Origin of the sequence: Streptomyces sp. NPDC048436, from assembly GCF_043200355.1 — a bacterium.
Taxonomy (GTDB): Bacteria; Actinomycetota; Actinomycetes; order Streptomycetales; family Streptomycetaceae; genus Streptomyces.
The window spans coordinates 195,560-214,389 of sequence record NZ_JBICXP010000002.1; the positions used below are offsets into that span (position 1 = coordinate 195,560).

At 71.3% G+C, this 18,830-nt stretch carries 18 protein-coding genes and 5 tRNA genes; 8 read left to right on the forward strand and 15 right to left on the reverse strand.

Features of this window, described 5'->3' with window-relative positions; translation table 11 throughout:
* Positions 1-92 precede the first annotated feature (92 nt).
* The 5 genes from ACGFX9_RS07440 to ACGFX9_RS07460 all read left to right on the forward strand — a co-directional run bounded on the left by ACGFX9_RS07440 (position 93) and on the right by ACGFX9_RS07460 (position 555).
* Positions 93-165, forward strand: a tRNA-Gly gene (locus tag ACGFX9_RS07440).
* A gap of 39 nt (positions 166-204) precedes the next feature.
* Positions 205-278 (forward strand) — tRNA-Cys (locus tag ACGFX9_RS07445).
* A gap of 1 nt (position 279) precedes the next feature.
* A tRNA-Val gene (locus ACGFX9_RS07450) sits at positions 280-351 on the forward strand.
* Positions 352-370: 19 nt separating this feature from the next.
* Positions 371-442, forward strand: a tRNA-Val gene (locus tag ACGFX9_RS07455).
* A gap of 38 nt (positions 443-480) precedes the next feature.
* Positions 481-555, forward strand: a tRNA-Val gene (locus ACGFX9_RS07460).
* Between the two features lie 54 nt (positions 556-609).
* On the opposite strand, the gene ACGFX9_RS07465 is transcribed toward ACGFX9_RS07460, so the two are convergent.
* The 4 genes from ACGFX9_RS07465 to ACGFX9_RS07480 form a co-directional block, all read right to left on the reverse strand.
* Positions 610-918, reverse strand: a complete 309-nt coding sequence (locus tag ACGFX9_RS07465; protein ID WP_393466251.1) for a zf-TFIIB domain-containing protein — start codon at positions 916-918, stop codon at positions 610-612.
* Positions 919-987: 69 nt separating this feature from the next.
* Positions 988-1,920: an aminoglycoside phosphotransferase family protein gene (locus tag ACGFX9_RS07470; RefSeq protein WP_393466254.1), complete on the reverse strand. Its 933-nt coding sequence runs from the start codon at positions 1,918-1,920 to the stop codon at positions 988-990.
* A gap of 258 nt (positions 1,921-2,178) precedes the next feature.
* Positions 2,179-2,385, reverse strand: a complete 207-nt coding sequence (locus ACGFX9_RS07475) for a hypothetical protein (RefSeq protein ID WP_393466257.1) — start codon at positions 2,383-2,385, stop codon at positions 2,179-2,181.
* A gap of 199 nt (positions 2,386-2,584) precedes the next feature.
* Positions 2,585-2,851 (reverse strand): hypothetical protein, encoded by a 267-nt coding sequence (locus ACGFX9_RS07480; RefSeq protein ID WP_393466260.1) that lies wholly within the window; start codon positions 2,849-2,851, stop codon positions 2,585-2,587.
* A gap of 195 nt (positions 2,852-3,046) precedes the next feature.
* Here ACGFX9_RS07480 and ACGFX9_RS07485 point away from each other — a divergent pair, with 195 nt between their 5' ends.
* Positions 3,047-4,360, forward strand: coding sequence for a serine/threonine-protein kinase (locus ACGFX9_RS07485; RefSeq protein ID WP_393466263.1), 1,314 nt, complete (start codon positions 3,047-3,049; stop codon positions 4,358-4,360).
* Here ACGFX9_RS07485 and ACGFX9_RS07490 read toward each other — a convergent pair.
* The 10 genes from ACGFX9_RS07490 to ACGFX9_RS07535 all read right to left on the reverse strand — a co-directional run bounded on the left by ACGFX9_RS07490 (position 4,351) and on the right by ACGFX9_RS07535 (position 17,456).
* Positions 4,351-5,169, reverse strand: coding sequence for a TrmH family RNA methyltransferase (locus ACGFX9_RS07490; RefSeq protein WP_393466266.1), 819 nt, complete (start codon positions 5,167-5,169; stop codon positions 4,351-4,353). The genes ACGFX9_RS07485 and ACGFX9_RS07490 overlap by 10 nt on opposite strands.
* Before the next feature lie 84 nt (positions 5,170-5,253).
* Positions 5,254-6,486, reverse strand: coding sequence for a uroporphyrinogen-III C-methyltransferase (cobA, locus tag ACGFX9_RS07495; protein ID WP_393466269.1), 1,233 nt, complete (start codon positions 6,484-6,486; stop codon positions 5,254-5,256).
* Between the two features lie 174 nt (positions 6,487-6,660).
* Complete coding sequence (gene cobT, locus ACGFX9_RS07500) at positions 6,661-10,398, reverse strand: nicotinate-nucleotide--dimethylbenzimidazole phosphoribosyltransferase (RefSeq protein WP_393466272.1); 3,738 nt, start codon at positions 10,396-10,398, stop codon at positions 6,661-6,663.
* A gap of 354 nt (positions 10,399-10,752) precedes the next feature.
* Entirely contained in the window at positions 10,753-11,964 is a 1,212-nt protein-coding gene (gene cbiE, locus ACGFX9_RS07505; protein WP_393466275.1) for a precorrin-6y C5,15-methyltransferase (decarboxylating) subunit CbiE, read from the reverse strand.
* 130 nt (positions 11,965-12,094) lie between these two features.
* The gene (locus tag ACGFX9_RS07510) at positions 12,095-12,739 is read right to left on the reverse strand and encodes a GNAT family N-acetyltransferase (protein ID WP_393466278.1); all 645 of its coding nucleotides are present in this window, start codon (positions 12,737-12,739) and stop codon (positions 12,095-12,097) included.
* Between the two features lie 135 nt (positions 12,740-12,874).
* Positions 12,875-13,705, reverse strand: coding sequence for a MetQ/NlpA family ABC transporter substrate-binding protein (locus ACGFX9_RS07515; RefSeq protein WP_393466281.1), 831 nt, complete (start codon positions 13,703-13,705; stop codon positions 12,875-12,877).
* Between the two features lie 2 nt (positions 13,706-13,707).
* Positions 13,708-14,550: a MetQ/NlpA family ABC transporter substrate-binding protein gene (locus ACGFX9_RS07520; RefSeq protein WP_393466284.1), complete on the reverse strand. Its 843-nt coding sequence runs from the start codon at positions 14,548-14,550 to the stop codon at positions 13,708-13,710.
* A 77-nt stretch (positions 14,551-14,627) separates the two neighbouring features.
* A complete protein-coding gene (locus ACGFX9_RS07525) occupies positions 14,628-15,353 on the reverse strand; it encodes a methionine ABC transporter permease (protein WP_393466287.1) in 726 nt (241 codons plus the stop codon).
* A complete protein-coding gene (locus tag ACGFX9_RS07530) occupies positions 15,350-16,408 on the reverse strand; it encodes a methionine ABC transporter ATP-binding protein (RefSeq protein WP_393466290.1) in 1,059 nt (352 codons plus the stop codon). Before ACGFX9_RS07530 ends, ACGFX9_RS07525 begins: the two co-directional genes overlap by 4 nt.
* A gap of 400 nt (positions 16,409-16,808) precedes the next feature.
* Positions 16,809-17,456, reverse strand: a complete 648-nt coding sequence (locus tag ACGFX9_RS07535) for an HAD-IA family hydrolase (protein ID WP_393466293.1) — start codon at positions 17,454-17,456, stop codon at positions 16,809-16,811.
* Positions 17,457-17,526: 70 nt separating this feature from the next.
* Between ACGFX9_RS07535 and ACGFX9_RS07540 the strand changes: the two genes are divergently transcribed.
* Both ACGFX9_RS07540 and ACGFX9_RS07545 read left to right on the forward strand, forming a co-directional pair.
* On the forward strand, positions 17,527-17,886 hold the full coding sequence (locus ACGFX9_RS07540) for a hypothetical protein (RefSeq protein WP_393466296.1): 360 nt from the start codon (positions 17,527-17,529) through the stop codon (positions 17,884-17,886).
* Position 17,887: 1 nt separating this feature from the next.
* Positions 17,888-18,322: a hypothetical protein gene (locus tag ACGFX9_RS07545; RefSeq protein WP_393466298.1), complete on the forward strand. Its 435-nt coding sequence runs from the start codon at positions 17,888-17,890 to the stop codon at positions 18,320-18,322.
* Here the strand turns inward: ACGFX9_RS07545 and ACGFX9_RS07550 are convergent.
* Positions 18,319-18,822 carry a GNAT family N-acetyltransferase gene (locus tag ACGFX9_RS07550; protein WP_393466301.1) on the reverse strand — a complete coding sequence of 168 codons (504 nt, stop codon included), beginning with the start codon at positions 18,820-18,822 and terminating at the stop codon, positions 18,319-18,321. The genes ACGFX9_RS07545 and ACGFX9_RS07550 overlap by 4 nt on opposite strands.
* Positions 18,823-18,830 lie beyond the last annotated feature (8 nt).

Genomic DNA, 18,830 nt, shown 5'->3' on the forward strand with positions numbered 1-18,830 from the left:
AGCACGCTGCGCAAACGCGTTTTTGTACTGGCCCAGGAATCCGCTAGAGTTCAACACGTCGCCGGGACGCGCAAGCGGGCCGGGAAAGACAAGCGGACGTAGCTCAGTTGGTAGAGCGCAACCTTGCCAAGGTTGAGGTCGCCAGTTCGAACCTGGTCGTCCGCTCGCAGGAAGTGGGGGATCTTCCCGAACCCCCGCCCTCCTGGTGGAGTGGCCGAGAGGCGAGGCAACGGCCTGCAAAGCCGTCTACACGGGTTCAAATCCCGTCTCCACCTCCAAGGACGATTAGCTCAGCGGGAGAGCGCTTCCCTGACACGGAAGAGGTCACTGGTTCAATCCCAGTATCGTCCACTGGTCCGTAAGGATCCCCGCGCGATTAGCTCAGCGGGAGAGCGCTTCCCTGACACGGAAGAGGTCACTGGTTCAATCCCAGTATCGCGCACGCAGCACAGGCAGTACGCAGCACACGTAGGTCCACCCGCGCGATTAGCTCAGCGGGAGAGCGCTTCCCTGACACGGAAGAGGTCACTGGTTCAATCCCAGTATCGCGCACCATCCATACGAAGCCCCCGGCCGTTCCCACGGCCGGGGGCTTCGTCGTTCCTCCGGTCAGGAGGAGAAGAGCATGTGCCCGAAGCTCTTGTGCCGCTGGTTGTGGCCGTAGTGCCCGCCGTGACCGCCGTGGTGGCCGCCGTGCTGAGGGGCGCCCCACGCCGGGGCGGGAGCGGCCGGGTACCCCTGCTGCGGGGCCGGCGGTGGGGGCGGGGCCTGCTGGCCGCCCCACTGGGACTCGACCCGGCTCAGGGCCTCGAGCTCGCCATAGTCGAGAAATATCCCGCGGCAACCGCTGCACTGCTCGATCTGGACGCCATTGCGGTTGTACGTGTGCATCGGTGCATGGCACTTGGGACACTGCATGGTCGGCTCAACTCCTCGCCGGTCGTGAATGCTTCGCCGGATCTCTGCCCGGCTTCGGTGCGTCGCACCCTACTTCGTGACAGCCGGCGCCAACTCCGGCGGGAGGGCCGCCATTCGCTCGCAGGCGTCGACCACCGCCTGCTCGATCTCGTCCAGGGGCCGGTTCTCCTTGACGGACTTGGCGACGGCCACGGCGGCGGTCTGCGCGGTGAGGGCGCGGGCCGCCACGTCGAGGGCGGGCCAGGGGTCGCCGCCGTCCGCAGGGAGCGCGGGGCCTCGTGCCTGGCGGTAGGCGGTGAGGAAGCGGGTCCACTCCTCGGGGGCCAGGAGGCCGCAGGCGAACCAGGCCGCGGGGCGGGCCAGGTCCCAGGCGGGGTCACCGAGGCCGAGATCGTCGATGTCGATGAGCAGCCAGCGCCCTTCCCGGGTGCGGACCAGCTGGCCGAGGTGCAGGTCGCCGTGGCACAGGAGCTTGGGGGCGGGCGCCGGGGCTTCGGCGCGGGCCCAGGCGGGGAGGGTGGCCCAGGCACGCTCGACGGGGGCGGAGGCCGGGTGCGGTCCCGCGTCCCGCATCCGCCGCATCGCCCGGGCGGCCTTCGCGGGGCCTCGCATGTCCGGGAGCGGGTGCGGGAGTTCGGCCGGGGGTGTGGAGTGCAGGCGGGCGAGGAGGGTGGCGGCGGCTTCCCACGGGGCGGCGTCCGGGTCGTCGCGGTCCACGGGGGTGCCGTGCGGCCAGAAGGTGACCAGGCGCCCGTGGAGGGGGACCGCCGTCTCGCTGAGCGGGGGGAGGAGAGTGCCGCGCAGGGCTGCGGCGACGTTCAGGCGGGCCGCCAGCTCGGCGGGGTCCGTGCCGTGGGCGTGTGCCTTGGCGACCGTGTCGCCGTGCCGGACGACCGTGGCGTCGTCGCGGTCCGCCAGGACGGCTTCCGGGGCGCAGGCGCACGGGGTGCGGTGTGCGGTGTGGCGGGCCTTGGCGGTGAGGGCGGGAAGGATAGCGGTCACGGGTCCCTCGGGGGTGCGGCGGTAGGTCTTCGGTGAGGGTACGGAGTATCCAGCCCGTCCGGCGTTTGAGGACGAGCTCGGCGCAGCCGGTGATCAAGGGCGCCCAAGGACACTGGCGGAGCCCCGCGCAAAGAAAGGCCCGCGCAGCTCCCCAGCTGCGCGGGCATTTCTCATTGCCGTCCGCCGCACCCCCGTCCCCACGGGGTTTCCTGGCCGGATGTCCCCGCCCGGACCGCTCATCCGGGCCTGGGGCGCCGCTCAGCGCCCCAGCATCACGCCCACGGACGACGCCTGTGTGACCACCGCTTCCCAGCCGCCGAAGACGACTACGAGCAGGGCCGCCAGGGGAAGAACCATGGCCGTCGCCACCAAGGGGTGACGCGTGCCGGACGGGCGGACGCCGAACGTGGCGAAAGCCTTGCGTCCTTGCGTGCGGAACATTGCCCGCGGTGCCGTGTCCGCCATGGTTCCTCTCCTGACCGAATCTGTATGGACTTAGCAGCGGCGGGTGTCTGACCTCGGGGGACGAGTGCTGACACCCGCCGCTTGACTTCAAATCTAGGTGCGCCGCAAGCCTTGGGCGTCATGCCCTCGTACCGATTGCCGGGCCTCCCGGAGGATGAGCGATCGCCGCTCATGTACTCCCATGGGTGGAGACGGGGTCCTAGGTCTCAGGGTCTTCCCGGAGGGGGCGGGCCGTCCGCTCGGATGTGTCCTCCCTGGGGATGGGCTGCTCGACCAGTGCCAGGACGCGGGTGGCCATGAACCGTGCCGTCCGCACGACTGAGCCACTACGGGTGACTTCGCTCACTTCGACCACCCCTCTGCGGACCGCCGTCTCCACCCGGCGGCCCGCCCGGCTCGCCACCACCTCGTACGTACGCGTCGTGTCCCCGGCGTCCACGACTATCTCCACGCGATCACCCTTCACGGGATCAATCCCCCTTCAGCGATGGATGGTTGGGAGCGACGCCCCGCACAACGGCCGCCCGCCCCCGTGCCCCTGACCACTCTTCAAGTTTCCCACCCGGCACTGACAATCGGTCGGGCCGCGAGGGCGCGGCCTCTGCACCTGCCCGGCCACGGAAACGTAAGCTGTGGCACGACAACGGACCGGGCAGCGGGGATGGACATGGCGATGATGCGGCTCCGGCGCGAGGACCCGCGTGTCGTCGGCTCGTTCAGACTGCACAGGCGGCTGGGCGCCGGCGGCATGGGTGTCGTCTACCTGGGGTCGGACCGGCGGGGGCAGCGCGTCGCCCTGAAGGTGATCCGGCCCGATCTGGCGGAGGACGAGGAGTTCCGCTCGCGCTTCGCGCGAGAGGTCTCCGCGGCCCGGCGTATCCGCGGCGGCTGTACCGCGCGGCTCGTCGCCGCCGATCTCGACGCCGACCGTCCGTGGTTCGCCACCCAGTACGTCCCCGGGCCCTCCCTGCACGACAAGGTCGCCGCCGAGGGGCCGCTCTCCGCGGCCGATGTGGCGGTGGTCGGTTCGGCGCTCGCCGAAGGGCTCGTCGCCGTGCACGAGGCCGGTGTCGTGCACCGCGACCTGAAGCCGTCGAACATCCTGCTGTCCCCGAAGGGCCCGCGGATCATCGACTTCGGCATCGCCTGGGCCACCGGCGCCTCGACGCTGACCCATGTGGGCACCGCCGTCGGCTCCCCCGGCTTCCTGGCGCCCGAGCAGGTGCGCGGCGCCGCCGTCACCCCCGCCACAGACGTGTTCGCCCTCGGTGCCACGCTCGCGTACGCGGGAATGGCGGACTCGCCCTTCGGGCACGGCAGTTCAGAGGTCATGCTCTACCGCGTCGTCCACGAGGAGGCGCAGCTCGGCGGCGTCCCGGACGCGCTCGCCCCGCTCATCCGGGCCTGCCTCGCCAAGGACCCGGAGGAACGTCCCAGCACGCTCCAACTGTCCCTCAGGCTCAAGGAGATCGCGGCCCGTGAGGCGCAGGGCCTTGGCGACGCCCGGCCGCCCGCGCCCCGGCAGGACCAGGACAGGCCGACGGGACGGATGGCCTCGGAGTACGCGGACCAGCGCACCCAGCGGCGTCATCCGCAGGGCACTCCCCCACCGCGGCCCAGCGCGTCACGGCCCGATTCCCCGCGCACGGGTCCCTCGCGCACAGGTTCATCGCGGCCCAATTCATCGCGGCCGAGTTCTTCGCGGAACGGATCCGGTTCCTCGCGCTCCGGCTCGCGTCCCGGGCAGGCCAGGAACACCACCCGCTCCGGCGGCGCGCGGCGGCCCGCCAATCCGCGGCTGCTACGTCAGCGGCTCTTCGTGTTCGTGGTCGTGACGCTGCTCGTGGCCCTGGGGATCGCGGCGGCCCAGGGGTGCCAGGGGCCTGCGCGCGGCCTCGGGGGCACGCCGGACGGGCGGGGCGTGCCCGGCGTACAGCAGAGTCAGCCGCTGGAGCCCGGGACGTCTCAGAGCTGAGGGCGGCCCGTCGCCACCGCGTAGAACGCGACCGCCGCCGCCGCTCCCACGTTCAGGGAGTCGACGCCGTGGGCCATCGGGATGCGGACCCATTCGTCCGCTGCCATCAGGGCCTTCGTGGTGAGGCCTTCGCCTTCCGCGCCGAGCATCAGCGCAACCCGGTCCATGCGGTGCGGGGCCGCCTCGTCGAGTGTCTTCGCCTTCTCGTCCGGGGTGAGCGCGAGGAGGTTGAACCCCGCCTCGCGTACGCCGTCCAGACCCCTCGGCCAGGATTCCAGGCGGGCGTAGGGGACGGAGAAGACCGCGCCCATGGAGACCTTCACCGAGCGGCGGTAGAGGGGGTCCGCGCAGTCCGGTGAGAGCAGGACCGCGTCCATGCCGAGGGCGGCGGCGCTGCGGAAGATGGCGCCGATGTTGGTGTGGTCGTTGACCGACTCCATGACGACGACACGGCGGGCCGTGGTGAGGAGTTCGTCCGATGTCGGCAGCGGCTTGCGCTGCATCGAGGCGAGGGCGCCGCGGTGCACGTGGTAGCCGGTGACCTGCTCGGCGAGGTCCGGGTTGACCGCGTACACGGGAGCCGGGACCTCGTCGATGACGTCGCGCATGACGTCGACCCACTTCGCGGAGAGCAGCATCGAGCGCATCTCGTAGCCCGCCTGCTTGGCGCGTCTGATCACCTTCTCGCCCTCGGCGATGAAGAGACCCTCGGCGGGCTCGCGCTTGCGGCGCAGCTCGACGTCGGTCAGGCCCGTGTAGTCGCGCAGGCGCGGGTCGGTGGGGTCGTCAACGGTGATGAGATCAGCCACAGGGTGATACTGCCTTGTCCTGGGTGTGGTGCCAACGCCTTGGGGCGGGTTGGGTTACCGATGGTTACGCGGGGAGTGGTGGGGTCAGGCGCGAAGCTTTGGTCCCACGTTCACCACGTCACCGATGACGATCACCGCCGGGGGCTTCACCTCGTGGGCGGTCACCTGGGCGGCGACCGTCGCGAGGGTGGCGTCCACGCGGCGCTGGGCCGCGGTGGTGCCCTCCTGGATGAGGGCGACGGGGGTCTCGGGCGACCGGCCGTGCGCGGTGAGCGTCTCGGCGATCTTGCCGATCTTGTCCACGCCCATCAGGACGACGAGGGTGCCGCGGAGCTTGGCCAGGGACGGCCAGTCGACCAGGGAGCGCTCGTCGTCCGGGGCCACGTGGCCGCTGACCACGGTGAACTCGTGCGCGACGCCGCGGTGCGTGACGGGGATGCCGGCCGCTCCGGGTACCGAGATCGAGCTGGAGATGCCGGGGACCACCGTGCAGGCGATGCCCGCCTCGGCGAGCGCCTGGGCCTCCTCCATGCCACGGCCGAAGACGAAGGGGTCGCCGCCCTTCAGGCGGACGACCGACTTGCCCTGCTTCGCATGCTCGATGAGGGCGTTGTTGATGGCCTCTTGGGCCATGAAGCGGCCGTACGGGATCTTCGCGGCGTCGATCACCTCGACGTGCGGCGGGAGTTCGGCGAGCAGGTCGCGGGGGCCGAGCCGGTCGGCGATGACCACGTCGGCCTCGGCGAGCAGGCGCCGGCCGCGGACCGTGATGAGGTCGGGGTCGCCGGGTCCGCCGCCGACGAGGGCTACGCCTGGGGTGCGGGTGCGGTAGTGGGGCGCCACCAGGGTGCCATCGCGCAGGCCTTCGACGACCGCGTCCCGGATGGCCGCGGTGCGGCGGGGGTCGCGGCCGTGGATGTCCGTGGTCAGGACGGCGACCGTGACGCCTTCGGAGCGGCCCGTCGCGGGGGTCAGGGCGGTGGCCGCGTCGGCGTCGTCGGAGCGGACGCACCAGACGCGGTGCGTTTCCGCCTCCGCGGAGGCGGCCCGGTTGGCCTCGGTGTCGCTGGTGGCGATGAGGGCGTACCAGGCGTCCTTGAGGTCGCCGTCCTCGTAGCGGCGGCGCTCCCAGGTGATCTCGCCCGCGTCCGCCATCGCCTCCACGGAGGGGGTCGCCGTCGGCGACACGAGGAGGATGTCGGCGCCTGCCGCGATCAGGGCGGGCAGGCGGCGCTGGGCCACCTGGCCGCCGCCGAGCACGACCGTGCGGCGGGCGGTGAGGCGGAGGCCTACGGGGTAGGCGGGGCTTTCTGCCATGGCGGGTGGCTCCTCGTGCGGGGCTTTTCGGGTGCCGCTGCGACGGTGGGGCGGCTGCTGTGACGTGCGGGTTCAGTATGGCTGGGCGGGGTTGCGTTCTCTCTCCAAGACCGCCCCTTCCCGAAACCGGGGCTTCGCCCCGGGCCCCCGGTTTTTCTCCGGGACGTGGTGCCGCTACTTCTCCGTGACTCCCGCCGAGTCGAACGTGGCCACCTCGTGCATCGCGCGGGCCGCGCTCTGGACGATCGGGAGGGCGAGCAGCGCGCCCGTGCCCTCGCCGAGGCGGAGGTCCAGGTCCACCAGGGGGCGCAGGCCCAGCTTGTTCAGGGCCGCCACGTGGCCGGGCTCCGCGCTGCGGTGGCCCGCGATGCAGGCCGCCAGGACCTCCGGGGCGATGGCACGGGCGACCAGGGCCGCCGCGCCCGCGCTCACGCCGTCCAGGATCACGGGCGTACGCAGGGAGGCGCCGCCCAGGAGCAGGCCCACCATCGCCGCGTGCTCCAGGCCGCCGATCGCCGCGAGGACGCCGATCGGGTCGGCCGGGTCGGGCTGGTGCAGTTCGAGGGCCCGGCGTACGACGTCGACCTTGCGGCTGTGCATCTCGTCGTTGATGCCGGTGCCGCGGCCGGTCACCTCGCCCGGGTCGGTGTCCGTGTAGACGGAGATGAGCGCCGCGGACGCGGTCGTGTTGGCGATGCCCATCTCGCCGGTGAGCAGGGCCTTGTTGCCGGCCGCCACCAGGTCGCGGGCGGTCTCGATGCCCACCTCGACGGCCGCCTTGACCTCTTCGCGGGTCAGGGCGGGGCCCGTCGTCATGTCCGCCGTGCCCGCGCGGATCTTGCGGGGCAACAGGCCGGGGGTGGCCGGGAGTTCGCTCGCCACGCCCACGTCGATGACGCAGACCTCGGCACCCACCTGGTTGGCGAAGGCGTTGCAGACGGCGCCGCCGCCGAGGAAGTTGGCGACCATCTGCGCGGTCACCTCCTGGGGCCAGGCGGTGACGCCCTGGGCGTGCACGCCGTGGTCGCCCGCGAAGATCGCGACGGCCGCGGGCTCCGGGATCGGCGGCGGGCACTGCCGGGAGAGGCCGGAGAGCTGCGCGGAGATGATCTCCAGCATGCCGAGCGCGCCCGGCGGCTTCGTCATCCGCTTCTGCCGCTCCCACGCCTCGCCGAGCGCCTTCGCGTCCAGGGGGCGGATGTTGGAGATGGTCTCGGCGAGCAGGTCGTGCGGGTCCTCGCCGGGCAGCGCGCGGCGTCCGTACGTCTCCTCGTGTACGACCCACGAGAGCGGGCGGCGCTTGGACCAGCCTGCCTGCATCAGCTCGGGCTCCTCCGGGAATTCATCGACGTATCCGACACAGAGATAGGCCACCACTTCGAGGTGCTCGGGCAGCCCGAGGGTTCTGACCATCTCGCGTTCGTCGAAGAAGCTGACCCAGCCGACGCCCAGCCCCTCGGCGCGCGCCGCGAGCCAGAGGTTCTCGACGGCGAGGGCCGAGGAGTACGGGGCCATCTGCGGCTGCGTGTGGCGGCCGAGGGTGTGGCGGCCACCGCGGGTCGGGTCGGCGGTGACGACGATGTTCACCGGGGTGTCGAGGATGGCCTCGATCTTCAGTTCCTTGAACTGCTTCGCGCGGCCCTTGGGAAGCGACTTCGCGTACGCGTCGCGCTGGCGCATGGCCAGTTCGTGCATCGTGCGGCGGGTCTCCGCCGAGCGGATGACGACGAAGTCCCAGGGCTGGGAGTGGCCCACGGAGGGCGCCGTGTGGGCCGCCTCCAGGACGCGGAGCAGGACCTCGTGCGGGATGGCGTCGCTGCGGAAGCCGTTGCGGATGTCACGGCGTTCACGCATGACGCGCAGGACGGCTTCGCGCTCGGCGTCGTCGTACGCGGGGGCGGCGGGGGCCTGCGGCTGCTGGGGCTGCTCCGGCTTCTGGGGCTGCTCCGGCTGCTCGGCGGGGGCGGCCTGAGCGGGCTCCTGCGTGGCTTCCGCCGGTTCGGGGGCTTCCGGGGCCTCGGCGGGCACGGCTTCGGCCACGGCTACGGGGGCCGTCTCGGCTGCGGCTACTGCTTCTGCTTCTGCTTCTGCTTCTGCTGGGGCGTCGACCACTGCGAGAGGCTCGGCCTCGCCTGCTGCTTCCGGCGCCTCGGTCACGGGCTCTTCCGCCGCGTCCGGTACGGGAGTCACGGCCGCGGGCTCGCCGCCGTCGCGCGGCGCGGGGACGGTGGCCGCGGGCTGCGGCGGAGCGGGCTCGGTGACTTCGGCGGCTTCCGTCGTTTCGATGAGCGCCAGGGGCTCCTGGGCCTGCGAGGGCTCCGGGGTCTCCGTCACCTCTGCCGGTACGGCGTCCGGGGCGGGGGCCTCGGTCTCCGCGGCCGGCTGCGGGGGCTCGAAGTGCTCCGGGGGTACGGACAGGGCGCGCGGAGGCGTCGGTGCGAGGTGGGGCGTGGTCGGCACCGAGCCCTCGACCGGCACGAACTGGCCGAGGGGCGTGGACGCCTGGGGGTCGGCGAACGCCTGGGCCGGGCCGCCGGGGAGCCCCTCGCCCTGGGGCATGTGGGCCACGGGGGCGTCCGCGTACTGCGGGGTCTGCGGTCCCTGCGGGCCCTGGGCCATGTGTGCGGCGCCCGCGATCGGGGCGTCCGACCAGGGCTGCGCCCCGGCCACGGCGAACTGCGGCCGGCCGGAGCCCTGCGCGTCGGCGGTGAGCGGGAGCTCCGGGCTCGCTTCATCCGGGGCGTCCGCCACGGCCGGGTCCACGGCGAACGCGGGCTGACCGGCCTCGCCGTCGGCGTGCGCGAACTGGGCGTCGGCCTCGGTGCCTTGCGCGATCGCGGCATCGGCGGCGTCCGCGGCCTGCGGGAAAGCGGCCGCGGCCTGCTGGGGGAGCTCGACGGCCGGCGCGGGCTGCGGGACCTCGTCGGCGGGTGCGTCCTGTGCGACCGGCGCGTCCTGCGTGACGGGTGTGCCCTCCGGGACGACCGTTTCTGCTGGTCCGACAGCCTGTGCGGACATCGCGGACTGGGAGTGCTGCGAGGTCTGCGCAGGCTGACCCGCCTGGGAAGGCTGCGGCTGAGCCGTCCACGGGGTCGCCCCCTGCGGCGTGATCTCGCCGAGCTGCGGCCCCGGCAGCACGCCCTCCTCGTCCCGCGGAATGTCGAGGTACTCGGGCCCTACCGTCGGCGGACCCGCGTGCCGTACGGGCGCGGCGTGCTGCGGCGCACCGGCCGGGCCGCGGTCGGCGAGGGAACGGACGGGACTCCCGGCGCCGTCGGGCACGGCGGGTCCCGAAGGCCCCCGGTGGAGCGGGCGGCGGGTGGTGCCCGGGTGCGACGCGGGCGCCGGGGCGGGGGAACCGGGCAGCTGGACGCCGTTCAGGTCGACCGAGCCACTGTCGCGCCCCGCCGTCTCGTGCGGGCCCGGCTGGTGCGCGACCTGCGGCTGGGCGGCAGGCTGCTGCTGCCCGACGGAGTGCTGGGCGGCCGACTGGGGGGCCGCCGCGTGCTGGCCCACGAGCGGCTGACCGCCCAGAGACTGATCAGCCGCGTACTGAGGAGCCGCCGACTGACCCGCCATGGACGGATCCGGCATGGACGGATCCGGCATGGACGGGTCCGCCACCGGCTGACCGGCCGCCGCGTACTGGCCCCCCGAAGCAGCCACCTGCGGAGCCCCCGCATGCTGCCCCGGCTCCCCCTGCTGCGGCGGAGCCGACGGCGCGTCGCTCCAGGCGCCCTGGGCGCCCGGCATCAACAGCAGGTCGTCGTCATCGGCGGTGGCGACGCTCTCGGCGGGATTCTCGGAGGGGTCGAGGTAGGTGTACGCACCCGGGGCGGGGACGCCCGGCTGCTCCACCATGCCTGCGTTCTCCGGCAGTCCCTCGCCCGGGACCTGGCCGGTGTCGGTCATGCGTAACCCCTCGCCCATCGGTTAGTGCTTCTTCGACCGCCCCTCAGCCTTAGGCCGGGGAAGCCCCATTGCCCGGAGCGGCGCACCAACCGCCCGTCAATCTCAACGAGCGTGCGCGCCGCGCGGCACGAACCGCATACGGACAACAGGCATTGTCCCGGTCGGCATGCCTCCACGGCAGCTTGATCCGCGACGGCCCGCTGTGGACTGCGCCACGTTGCGCGCCCTCCGGTCATGCCGTACCACACACCCCCCAAAACGGGCGAGCTTTCCGGACATTGACCAACTATTTGCCGGACACTCGGGTGCGGTACAACGATCCGCCAGCCTACCCCGCACCGTGCGGCGGCAGGGTCACGGGGCGCGATCGGGCAACTGTCCTGAGAGCAGGAAGACCACGGTCCGCTCCCGCTCCGTCCAGGCCCGCGTGTCGAGCTCGACGGACTGGAGCAGCGCGCATTCCACCGCGTATCCGTGCTCCGTCAGGTCCCTGCCGATGAGTTCGGCCGCGTCACGGGTCGACGCGTGCGTCACGATGCGCGCGGGGCGCCGGTCGGCGACGGCGGAGACCACCGCGACTCCCCCGCCCCCGACTCGTACGACATCGGGCTCGGGAAGGTCTTCGAGGATGTGCGGCGCGGTGCCGTGCACGATCTGCGGCTGCACGCGGAAGTGGCGGGCGACCGCCATGGTGCGGGCGCAGGCGTCGGGGTCGGCGTCGACGGCGATGACGGCGGCGCCGAAACGTGCCGCCTCCGCGGTGAAGGCGCCGCCGCCGCAGCCGATGTCCCAGACCAGGTCGCCCACGCGCGGTCCAAGGCGGGCCAGTTGGGCCGCCCGCAGCCGGTCGCTCTCGCCCTCGCCGAGCTGGGCCTCGCCGCCGTAGGCGGGGGCGGGCAGCGCCCAGCCGCGCGGGGCTCCCGGATCGCGTCCCGCGATCCAGCCGGTGTCGGAGGCGGCGACGGGGCCGCCGATGACGATGACGACGTTCGGGTCGCGCCAGGTGTGGTCGGCGGCCTTGTCCGAGGTGAGGACGGTGACCTGCTCGCGCTGGGTGCCGAGCTCCTCGCAGATCACGAAGGTGCGGTGGACGTCCTGGAGGAGGAGTCCGAGTTCGGCGGGGCCCGCGCCGGGTGAGGTGAGCACGGCGACCTTGGTGTGCGCGCGGCAGACGTTCACCGCGCGGCGCAGGGTGCGGGGGTGGGCGACGACGACCTGGGCGTCGTCCCAGGGCATCCCGGCGCGGGCGAAGGCCTGGGCGACGGAGGAGACGCCGGGCACCACTTCGACCTCCAGGCCGAATTCGGGGGCGCGCAGGGTGCGTACGACGCCGAAGAAGCCGGGGTCGCCGTCGGCGAGGACCACCGCGGTGCCTCGGTGGGCGGCGATGCGGCGGGCGGCCAGGGCCACGCTGCCCAGGCGGATCCTTTCGGCGGCCGGGGGCACCTCGGTGAGCGCCAGATGATGGGCGGCGCCCGCGACGAGGGTGGCGGCGCCGAGCGCCGAGCGCGCCGCGGCGGTCAGCGGCGAGCCGTCCCAGCCGATCACCGTGACGCGGTCGGCCATCGTCGTCTGTCTCCTGGGTTCTCGCTCGGGTTCGCGCTGGACGTCTGAGGGGCCGGGCGTCGCGTGTAGGGGGCAACCGCGTGTGGCCAGGGGCGAGCGTACCCGCTGGGGCCCGGAGATGCGCCGGGGGTCAGTTCCAGTCGGAGAACGCGCTGAACCCGCTGTCCGCGAGCTGCTCGCCCACTCCCTCGAGATCTTCGGGCAGCAGGCTCCACACGATGAGGTCGGTGCGGACGTCGATCCAGCCGCCGAACGGATCCCCGCCATTCCTCGTACGCGCTATCCAGGCGCCCCGCAGAACACCCTCGCTGATGCAGCCGATCTTCTGCGCGACCTGCTGGGCGGCGGTGTTGTCGGCGGCGGTGCGCAGCTCGATGCGCTCGAAGCGCTGGTCGTTGAAGAGCCACTGGGCGGTGGCGAGCGCGGCCTCGGATGCGTAGCCCTCGCCGCGGGCCCAGGGGGCGATGACGTAGTTGAGTTCCCCGGAGCGCACGCGCCAGTCGGTGTCCCGCAGTTGCACGATGCCGACCAGGCGCTGGGTGAGGAACTCCGTGACGGCGAGGACGATGCCGCGGCCCTCGGTGCGTTCGGCGGGGGCGAGCCGGGTGATCCAGTCGCGGGCGTCGGCCTCGGTGAAGGGCTGGGGCGTGGAGGTCCAGGCGGTGACCATCTCGTCGTTCATCATCTCCGCGTACGCGGAGACGTCGCAGTCCTCGAGCGGGCGCAGCACCAACCGCTCCGTGCTGATGGAGATGTCGGGCAAGGTGGTTGTCATGCGCTGCTCCGTAACCTGGAACCCTCGGGCCTGCTGAAGTGCCCAGCATGCAGCATGCCGGCGCGCAAACGCACCACGGGGTCCGCTCCTTCGTCAGGAGAGGACCCCGTGGTGAGGGCGGAAACGGACTGTGCGTCAGCTCGTTTCGACGGGCAGGACAGAGCCCTTGTACTTGTCCTTGATGAACTGCTTCACCTCGGCTGAAGTGAGCAGTTCGGCAAGCTTCTTGATCCGTGGATCGTTCTCGTCGCCCTTCTTGACGGCGAGCACGTTGTTGTACGGATTGTCCTTGGGCGACTCCAGAAGAATGGAGTCGTCCTTGGGGCTGAGCTTGGCGTCGAGCGCGTAGTTGTTGTTGATGACGGCCGCGTCGAGGTCGTCGAGCGAGCGCGGCAGCTGCGCGGGATCGAGCGCCTTGACGGTGAGCTTCTTCGGGTTGGACGTGATGTCCTCGGGCGTGGCGGTGCCGCCGACACCCTTCTTGAGCCCGATGACGCCCTGGGAGGCGAGGAGTTGGAGCGCCCGGCCCTCGTTGGTGGTGTCGTTCGGAACGCCGACGGTGTCGCCGGAGCGGAGCCCGGAGACGTCCTTCAGCTTCTTCGCGTACACGCCCATCGGGGGCAGGTACACCTCGGTGACCGGTGCCAGGTCCGTCTTCTTGGACTTGTTGAAGTCCTCCAAGTACGGGGTGTGCTGGTACAGGTTGGCGTCGAGGGACCCTTCCTGGAGCGCGGTGTTCGGCGAGACGTAGTCCGTGAACTCCGTGATCCGCAGGTCGAGTCCCGCCTTCTTCGCGAGGTTCTCCTGGATGTACGTGAGGACTTCGCCGGCCGGGGTCGGGGTGGCCCCGACGGTGAGCGTGTCGCCGGAGCCACCCGATCCGCTGCCGGAGTCCGCGCCGCACGCGGTGAGGCCCAGCGTGAGGGCCAGGGTCCCCGCCGCGGCGGCGATGACGGACGTACGCATGATCAGAACGCCGCGACGACGGCGCCGTCGTACTTGTCGTCGATGAACTTCTTGACCTCGGGCGAGGTGAGGAGCTTGGCGAGCTTCTTCACGCGGGGGTCGTTCTCGTCACCCTTCTTCACGGCGAGGAAGTTGCCGTAGGGGTTGCCCTTGGCGGACTCGGCGACGATGGCGTCCTTGGCGGGGCTCAGCGCGGGCTTGGCCTCAAGGGCGTAGTTGCCGTTGATCACCGCGGCGTCGACGTCACCCAGGCTGCGGGGCAGCGTGGGGGCTTCGAGCTCCTTGAACTTGAGGTTCTTGGGGTTCTTCGCGATGTCCTTGGGGGTGGCTTCGTAGCCCACGCCCTTCTTGAGCTCGATGATGCCGTTGTCCGCGAGCAGCTTGAGCGCGCGTGCCTCGTTGGTGGTGTCGTTCGGGACGGCGACGGTGGCGCCGTTCTTCAGGTCACCGATCTTCTTGATGCTCTTGGAGTACACGCCGAGCGGCTCCAGGTGAACCGTGGCACCGGGGACGGGCACGATGTCCGTGCCGTTCTTCTTGTTGAAGTCGTCGAGGTACGGCTTGTGCTGGAAGTAGTTCGCGAAGACCTCGCCCTGCTGGACGGCGGTGTTCGGCGTGACGTAGTCGGTGAACTCCTGCACCTGGAGGTCGAGCCCGGCCTTCTTCGCCAAATGCTTCTGGACGTAGGTGAGGATCTCGCCCTGCGGCGTCGGGGTCGCGGCGACGACGAGCTTGCCGTCCTTGTCGCCCGCGGCGGAGCCCTTGTCGGAGCCGCAGGCGGAGAGCCCGAGGGTGAGGGCTCCGGCGGCGAGGACAGCGGTGGTGATCTTGGCGGTGTTACGCACGAAAAGTGCCTTTCTCCATGGGTGGTACGCCCCGCGATGGGGTGTGCGGGGTAAAGGGGTCCGGCCTCAGGAAGGCGTCAGGAAGCCTGCGATGCGGGCGTCTTGAGCTTGAGAAGCCGCAGCTTGGGCGCGGCGCCCGAGTGGCCGCCGCGGTGGTGGAGCCTGCGGGCCGCGTAGTCGCCCGCGAACTGGATGACGGAGATGACGACGGCGAGGATGCCGACGGTGATCCACATCAGTTCGGTCTCGAAGCGCTGGTAGCCGTAGCGGATCGCGATGTCACCGAGGCCGCCGGCGCCGACCGTGCCCGCCATGGCCGAGTAGCCGATGAGCGTGACGATCGTCGTGGTGGTGCTGGAGATCAGCGAGGGCAGCGACTCCGGTACGAGGACCTTGCGCACGATGGTCCAGATGTTGCCGCCCATCGACTGCACGGCCTCGACGAGACCGCCGTCGACCTCGCGCACCGCGGTCTCCACGAGGCGCGCGAAGAAGGGGATGGCGCCGATCGCGAGGGGCACGATGGCGGCGTCGCGGCCGATCGTCGTGCCGGTGATCCAGCGCGTGAAGCCCATCAGGGCGACCATGAGGATGATGAAGGGCATCGAGCGCGCGATGTTCACGATCTGCCCGATGACCTTGTTGAGGACTGTGTTCTGCAGCAGCCCGCCGCGGTCGGTGAGGACCAGCAGGATGCCGAGCGGCAGTCCGGCGACGATGGCTATCAGCGTGGACCAGCCGACCATGTAGAGGGTGTCCCAACAGGCCTGCTCCAGCAGGGGCTGCATCTCCGACCAGGTCACTTGGCACCTTCCTTGACCAGCAGCGTGGAGTCCTTCGGCGTGGTCACGGGGTCTTCGCCCGCGATGTCCACCTGCAGTCCCCGCTCGCGCAGGAAGCCGATCGGGACGACGTTCTCCTCGAAGCGGCCGGGCAGCTCGATGCGCATGCGGCCGACCTGGCGTCCGGCGACGGTGTCCATCGCGGCGCCGAGGATCGAGATGTCGATGTTGTACGTGCGCGACAGCTGGGAGATGACCGGCTGGGTCGCGGCCTCGCCGTGGAAGGTCACGTCGACGACGGTGCGGTCCTCGCCCGTCGCCGCGCCGCTGACCGGGAAGAGCGCGGTGGCGAGCTCGGAGCCGGGCGTCGCGAGCAGCTCGGTGACGGTGCCGGACTCGACGATCCGTCCGCCGCGCATCAGGGCAGCGGAGTCGCAGACGCTCTTGACGACGTCCATCTCGTGCGTGATCAGCAGGACGGTCAGGCCGAGCTGCTGGTTGAGGTCGCGCAGGAGGTGCAGGATCGAGCGGGTGGTCTCCGGGTCGAGGGCGCTGGTCGCCTCGTCGGAGAGCAGCACCTTGGGGTCGCCGGCGAGCGCGCGTGCGATGCCGACGCGCTGCTTCTGGCCGCCGGAGAGCTGCGCCGGGTAGGACTTCGCCTTGTCGGCGAGGCCGACCAGGTCGAGGAGGTCCAGGGCCTTGCGGGAGCGCTCGGCGCGGGTGAGGCCGAGGATCTCCAGGGGCAGTTCGACGTTGTCCTGCACGGTGCGCGATGACAGCAGGTTGAAGTGCTGGAAGACCATGCCGATGCGGCTGCGCGCCCGGCGCAGGTCCTTGCTCGCGCGGCTGCCGCGCCCCGCGAGGGCGGTGAGGTCCTGGCCGGCGACGCTGATGGTGCCGGCGGTGGGGCGCTCAAGGAGGTTGACGCAGCGGATCAGCGAGGATTTACCGGCGCCCGACTGGCCGATGACGCCGTACACCTCGCCTTCGCGGACATGCAGATCGACGCCGTCGAGGGCAGTTACTTCACGACCGCGTGAGCGGTAGACCTTGGTCAGGCCGGAAGTGGTGATCACAGGGGTTTCCGTCACTGTCGAGTGCGCGGCGCGTCTCTCGCCGGGCACGGGGCATTCGTGGGGAACGCGGCACGGTTTCTCGCGGTGGCGAAAGGAACCGGAGGAGGTGTGCGCGGGGCCGGCCGCTTCCTACGTCGTGTACATGCAGTACGTCGCATAGGGGCGCGGCACAGCGGCTTCGCTTCGGGGCGCGAGGCTCAGGGGTGGTGCGGGGGCCCTCAGAAGGCGCACATTCGACACATACAACGAGCACCGGGCGTCGTGATCGCCTCGGTCGCAGGGGTGCGGCTGCTCGTCATGGTCATGTGGACCAGTAAAACACGCGTGAGTTCGAGGCCCGCCCCGGTTGTCCGCTATACGGACAGCCGGTGGACAGGCGCGGACGTGCTCGGGGGCTTCCTCAGTCCTCGGTGACGATCTCCACGCCACCCGCGGTGGCCTGCGCCGACACGGCCGAGAGGTCCTTCACGACGACGTCGGCGGAGAGCTCGCCGGCGGTGTGCGTTGTGGCCAACGCCACGGTGGTCATGCCTGCCGCGCGCCCCGCGGCGAGACCCGCGGGCGCGTCCTCGAAGACCACGCAGCGCGCCGGGTCGACGCCCAGTTTCGCCGCCGCGAGCAGGAAGGGCTCCGGGTCGGGCTTGCCGCGCGTGATGTCGTCGGCGGCTATCAGCGTCTTCGGGCTGACGCCGACCTCCGCGAGCCGGGCCTCGGCAAGGCGTCGCCCCGCGGAGGTGACCACGGCCCAGCGCTCCGGGGGCAGCGATGCGAGCAGCTCGCGGGTGCCGGGGAGCAGCACGACGCCGCCCTCGACGTCCGAGACCTCCAGCTCCTCGATGCGGGCGACGGCCTCGGCCACGCGCTCGGCGGGCAGCATGTCGGCGATGATCTCGGCGGCGGGGCGGCCGTGCAGCTCGACGCGGGCGAACTCCTCGGCGGTGATTCCGTACTCCTGCGCCAGGCGGGTCCAGCAGCGGTACACCGACTCCAAGGAGGAGACGAGAGTTCCGTCGTTGTCGAACAAGAGCGCTTCTGCCTGGATCTTCATGGTGTCCGAGCGTACGGGCCACCCCAGGGGTGCGCGCATCGGGTCATTGGGCCCGTAATAAAGTCACCGCATGCTTGTTGCCCTGACGATCGCGACCGCTGTGGCCGCGCTCGCCCTCGCCGCGTGGTGCGGTTTCGCCGCCTACCGGGACCAGCCGACCAAGGACTGGCACTTCATCGGGATGGGCGTGGTGACGTTGCTCGCCACCGTCCAGCTGATCGTCGGCATCGTCCAGCTGGCACGCGGCGAGAAGGCGGAGCAGGGCACGACGATCTTCGTGGCGTATCTGATCGGTTCCTTCGCCTGTATCCCGGCCGCGGGCTTCATGTCCCTGGCGGAGCGGACCCGCTGGGGCTCCATCACGGTCGCCGCGGGTGGCGTGGTCCTGGCCGTGCTCGAAGTGCGGCTCTACGACATCTGGGGAGGCTGAGGTGACGGTGACCCCGGACGGGAAGACCAAGGGCACCCGGCGGAAGCTGATCAGCGGGCCCGGCATCCTTCTGGTGTGGCTGTACGGGGTGATGGTGGTCGGCGCGGTCTCGCGCTCGGCCGTGCAGATCTCGACGGACTTCCACAAGGCCCCGCTCGCGTACACGCTGTCCGCGCTCGCGGGTCTCGTCTACGGCTTCATCACGTACTCGCTCGTGCGGGGCGGCGAGAGGGCCCGCAAGGCGGCGCTGGTGTGCTGCGCCGCCGAGCTGGTGGGCGTCCTGGCGGTGGGGACCTGGACGCTCGTCGAGCCGTCCGCCTTCCCCGACGCCACGGTGTGGTCGGACTTCGGAATGGGCTATCTGTTCATCCCGGTGATCCTTCCGGTCACGGCGATCTTCTGGCTGAACAAGGCACGGACCTCCTCGGGTCGCTAGACCTTGGCCGCGTACGCCCCCGCGACCGCTTCCTTGGCGAGGGTCACCAGCGTGAGCCGTTCGTTCACGTGCCGGGTGTTCACCGCCGCATAACCATGCTTGCGGTAGAGCTGCAGGTTCTGTTCGCTGCGGTGGCCGGTGAAGAGCTGGAAGCACTTGGCGGTGCCGCCCGCGCCGAGCCGGTGTTCTATCGCCTCCAGGAGCCGGCCGCCCAGGCCGTGCCGCTGCATCCTGGGGTGGACGATGAGTTTGTTGATCCGCGCCGTGCCGTCGGGGTCGACCGTGCCGCGCACCGACGCGACCACTTCGTCACCGAGCCGCGCCACCAGGACGCTGCCGGTGGTCAGTTCGGCCGTGATGGAGTCGAGGGTCTGCGTGAGCGGCTCGATGGAGTAGTCGCCGTACAGCTCGGCCTCGCTCTGGTAGCACAGGTACTGCAGTTTGAGGATCTTCTCGGCGTCCTGCCCGCCCGCCTCCGAGATGGTCACGCTCATGCCCATGTGTGCAT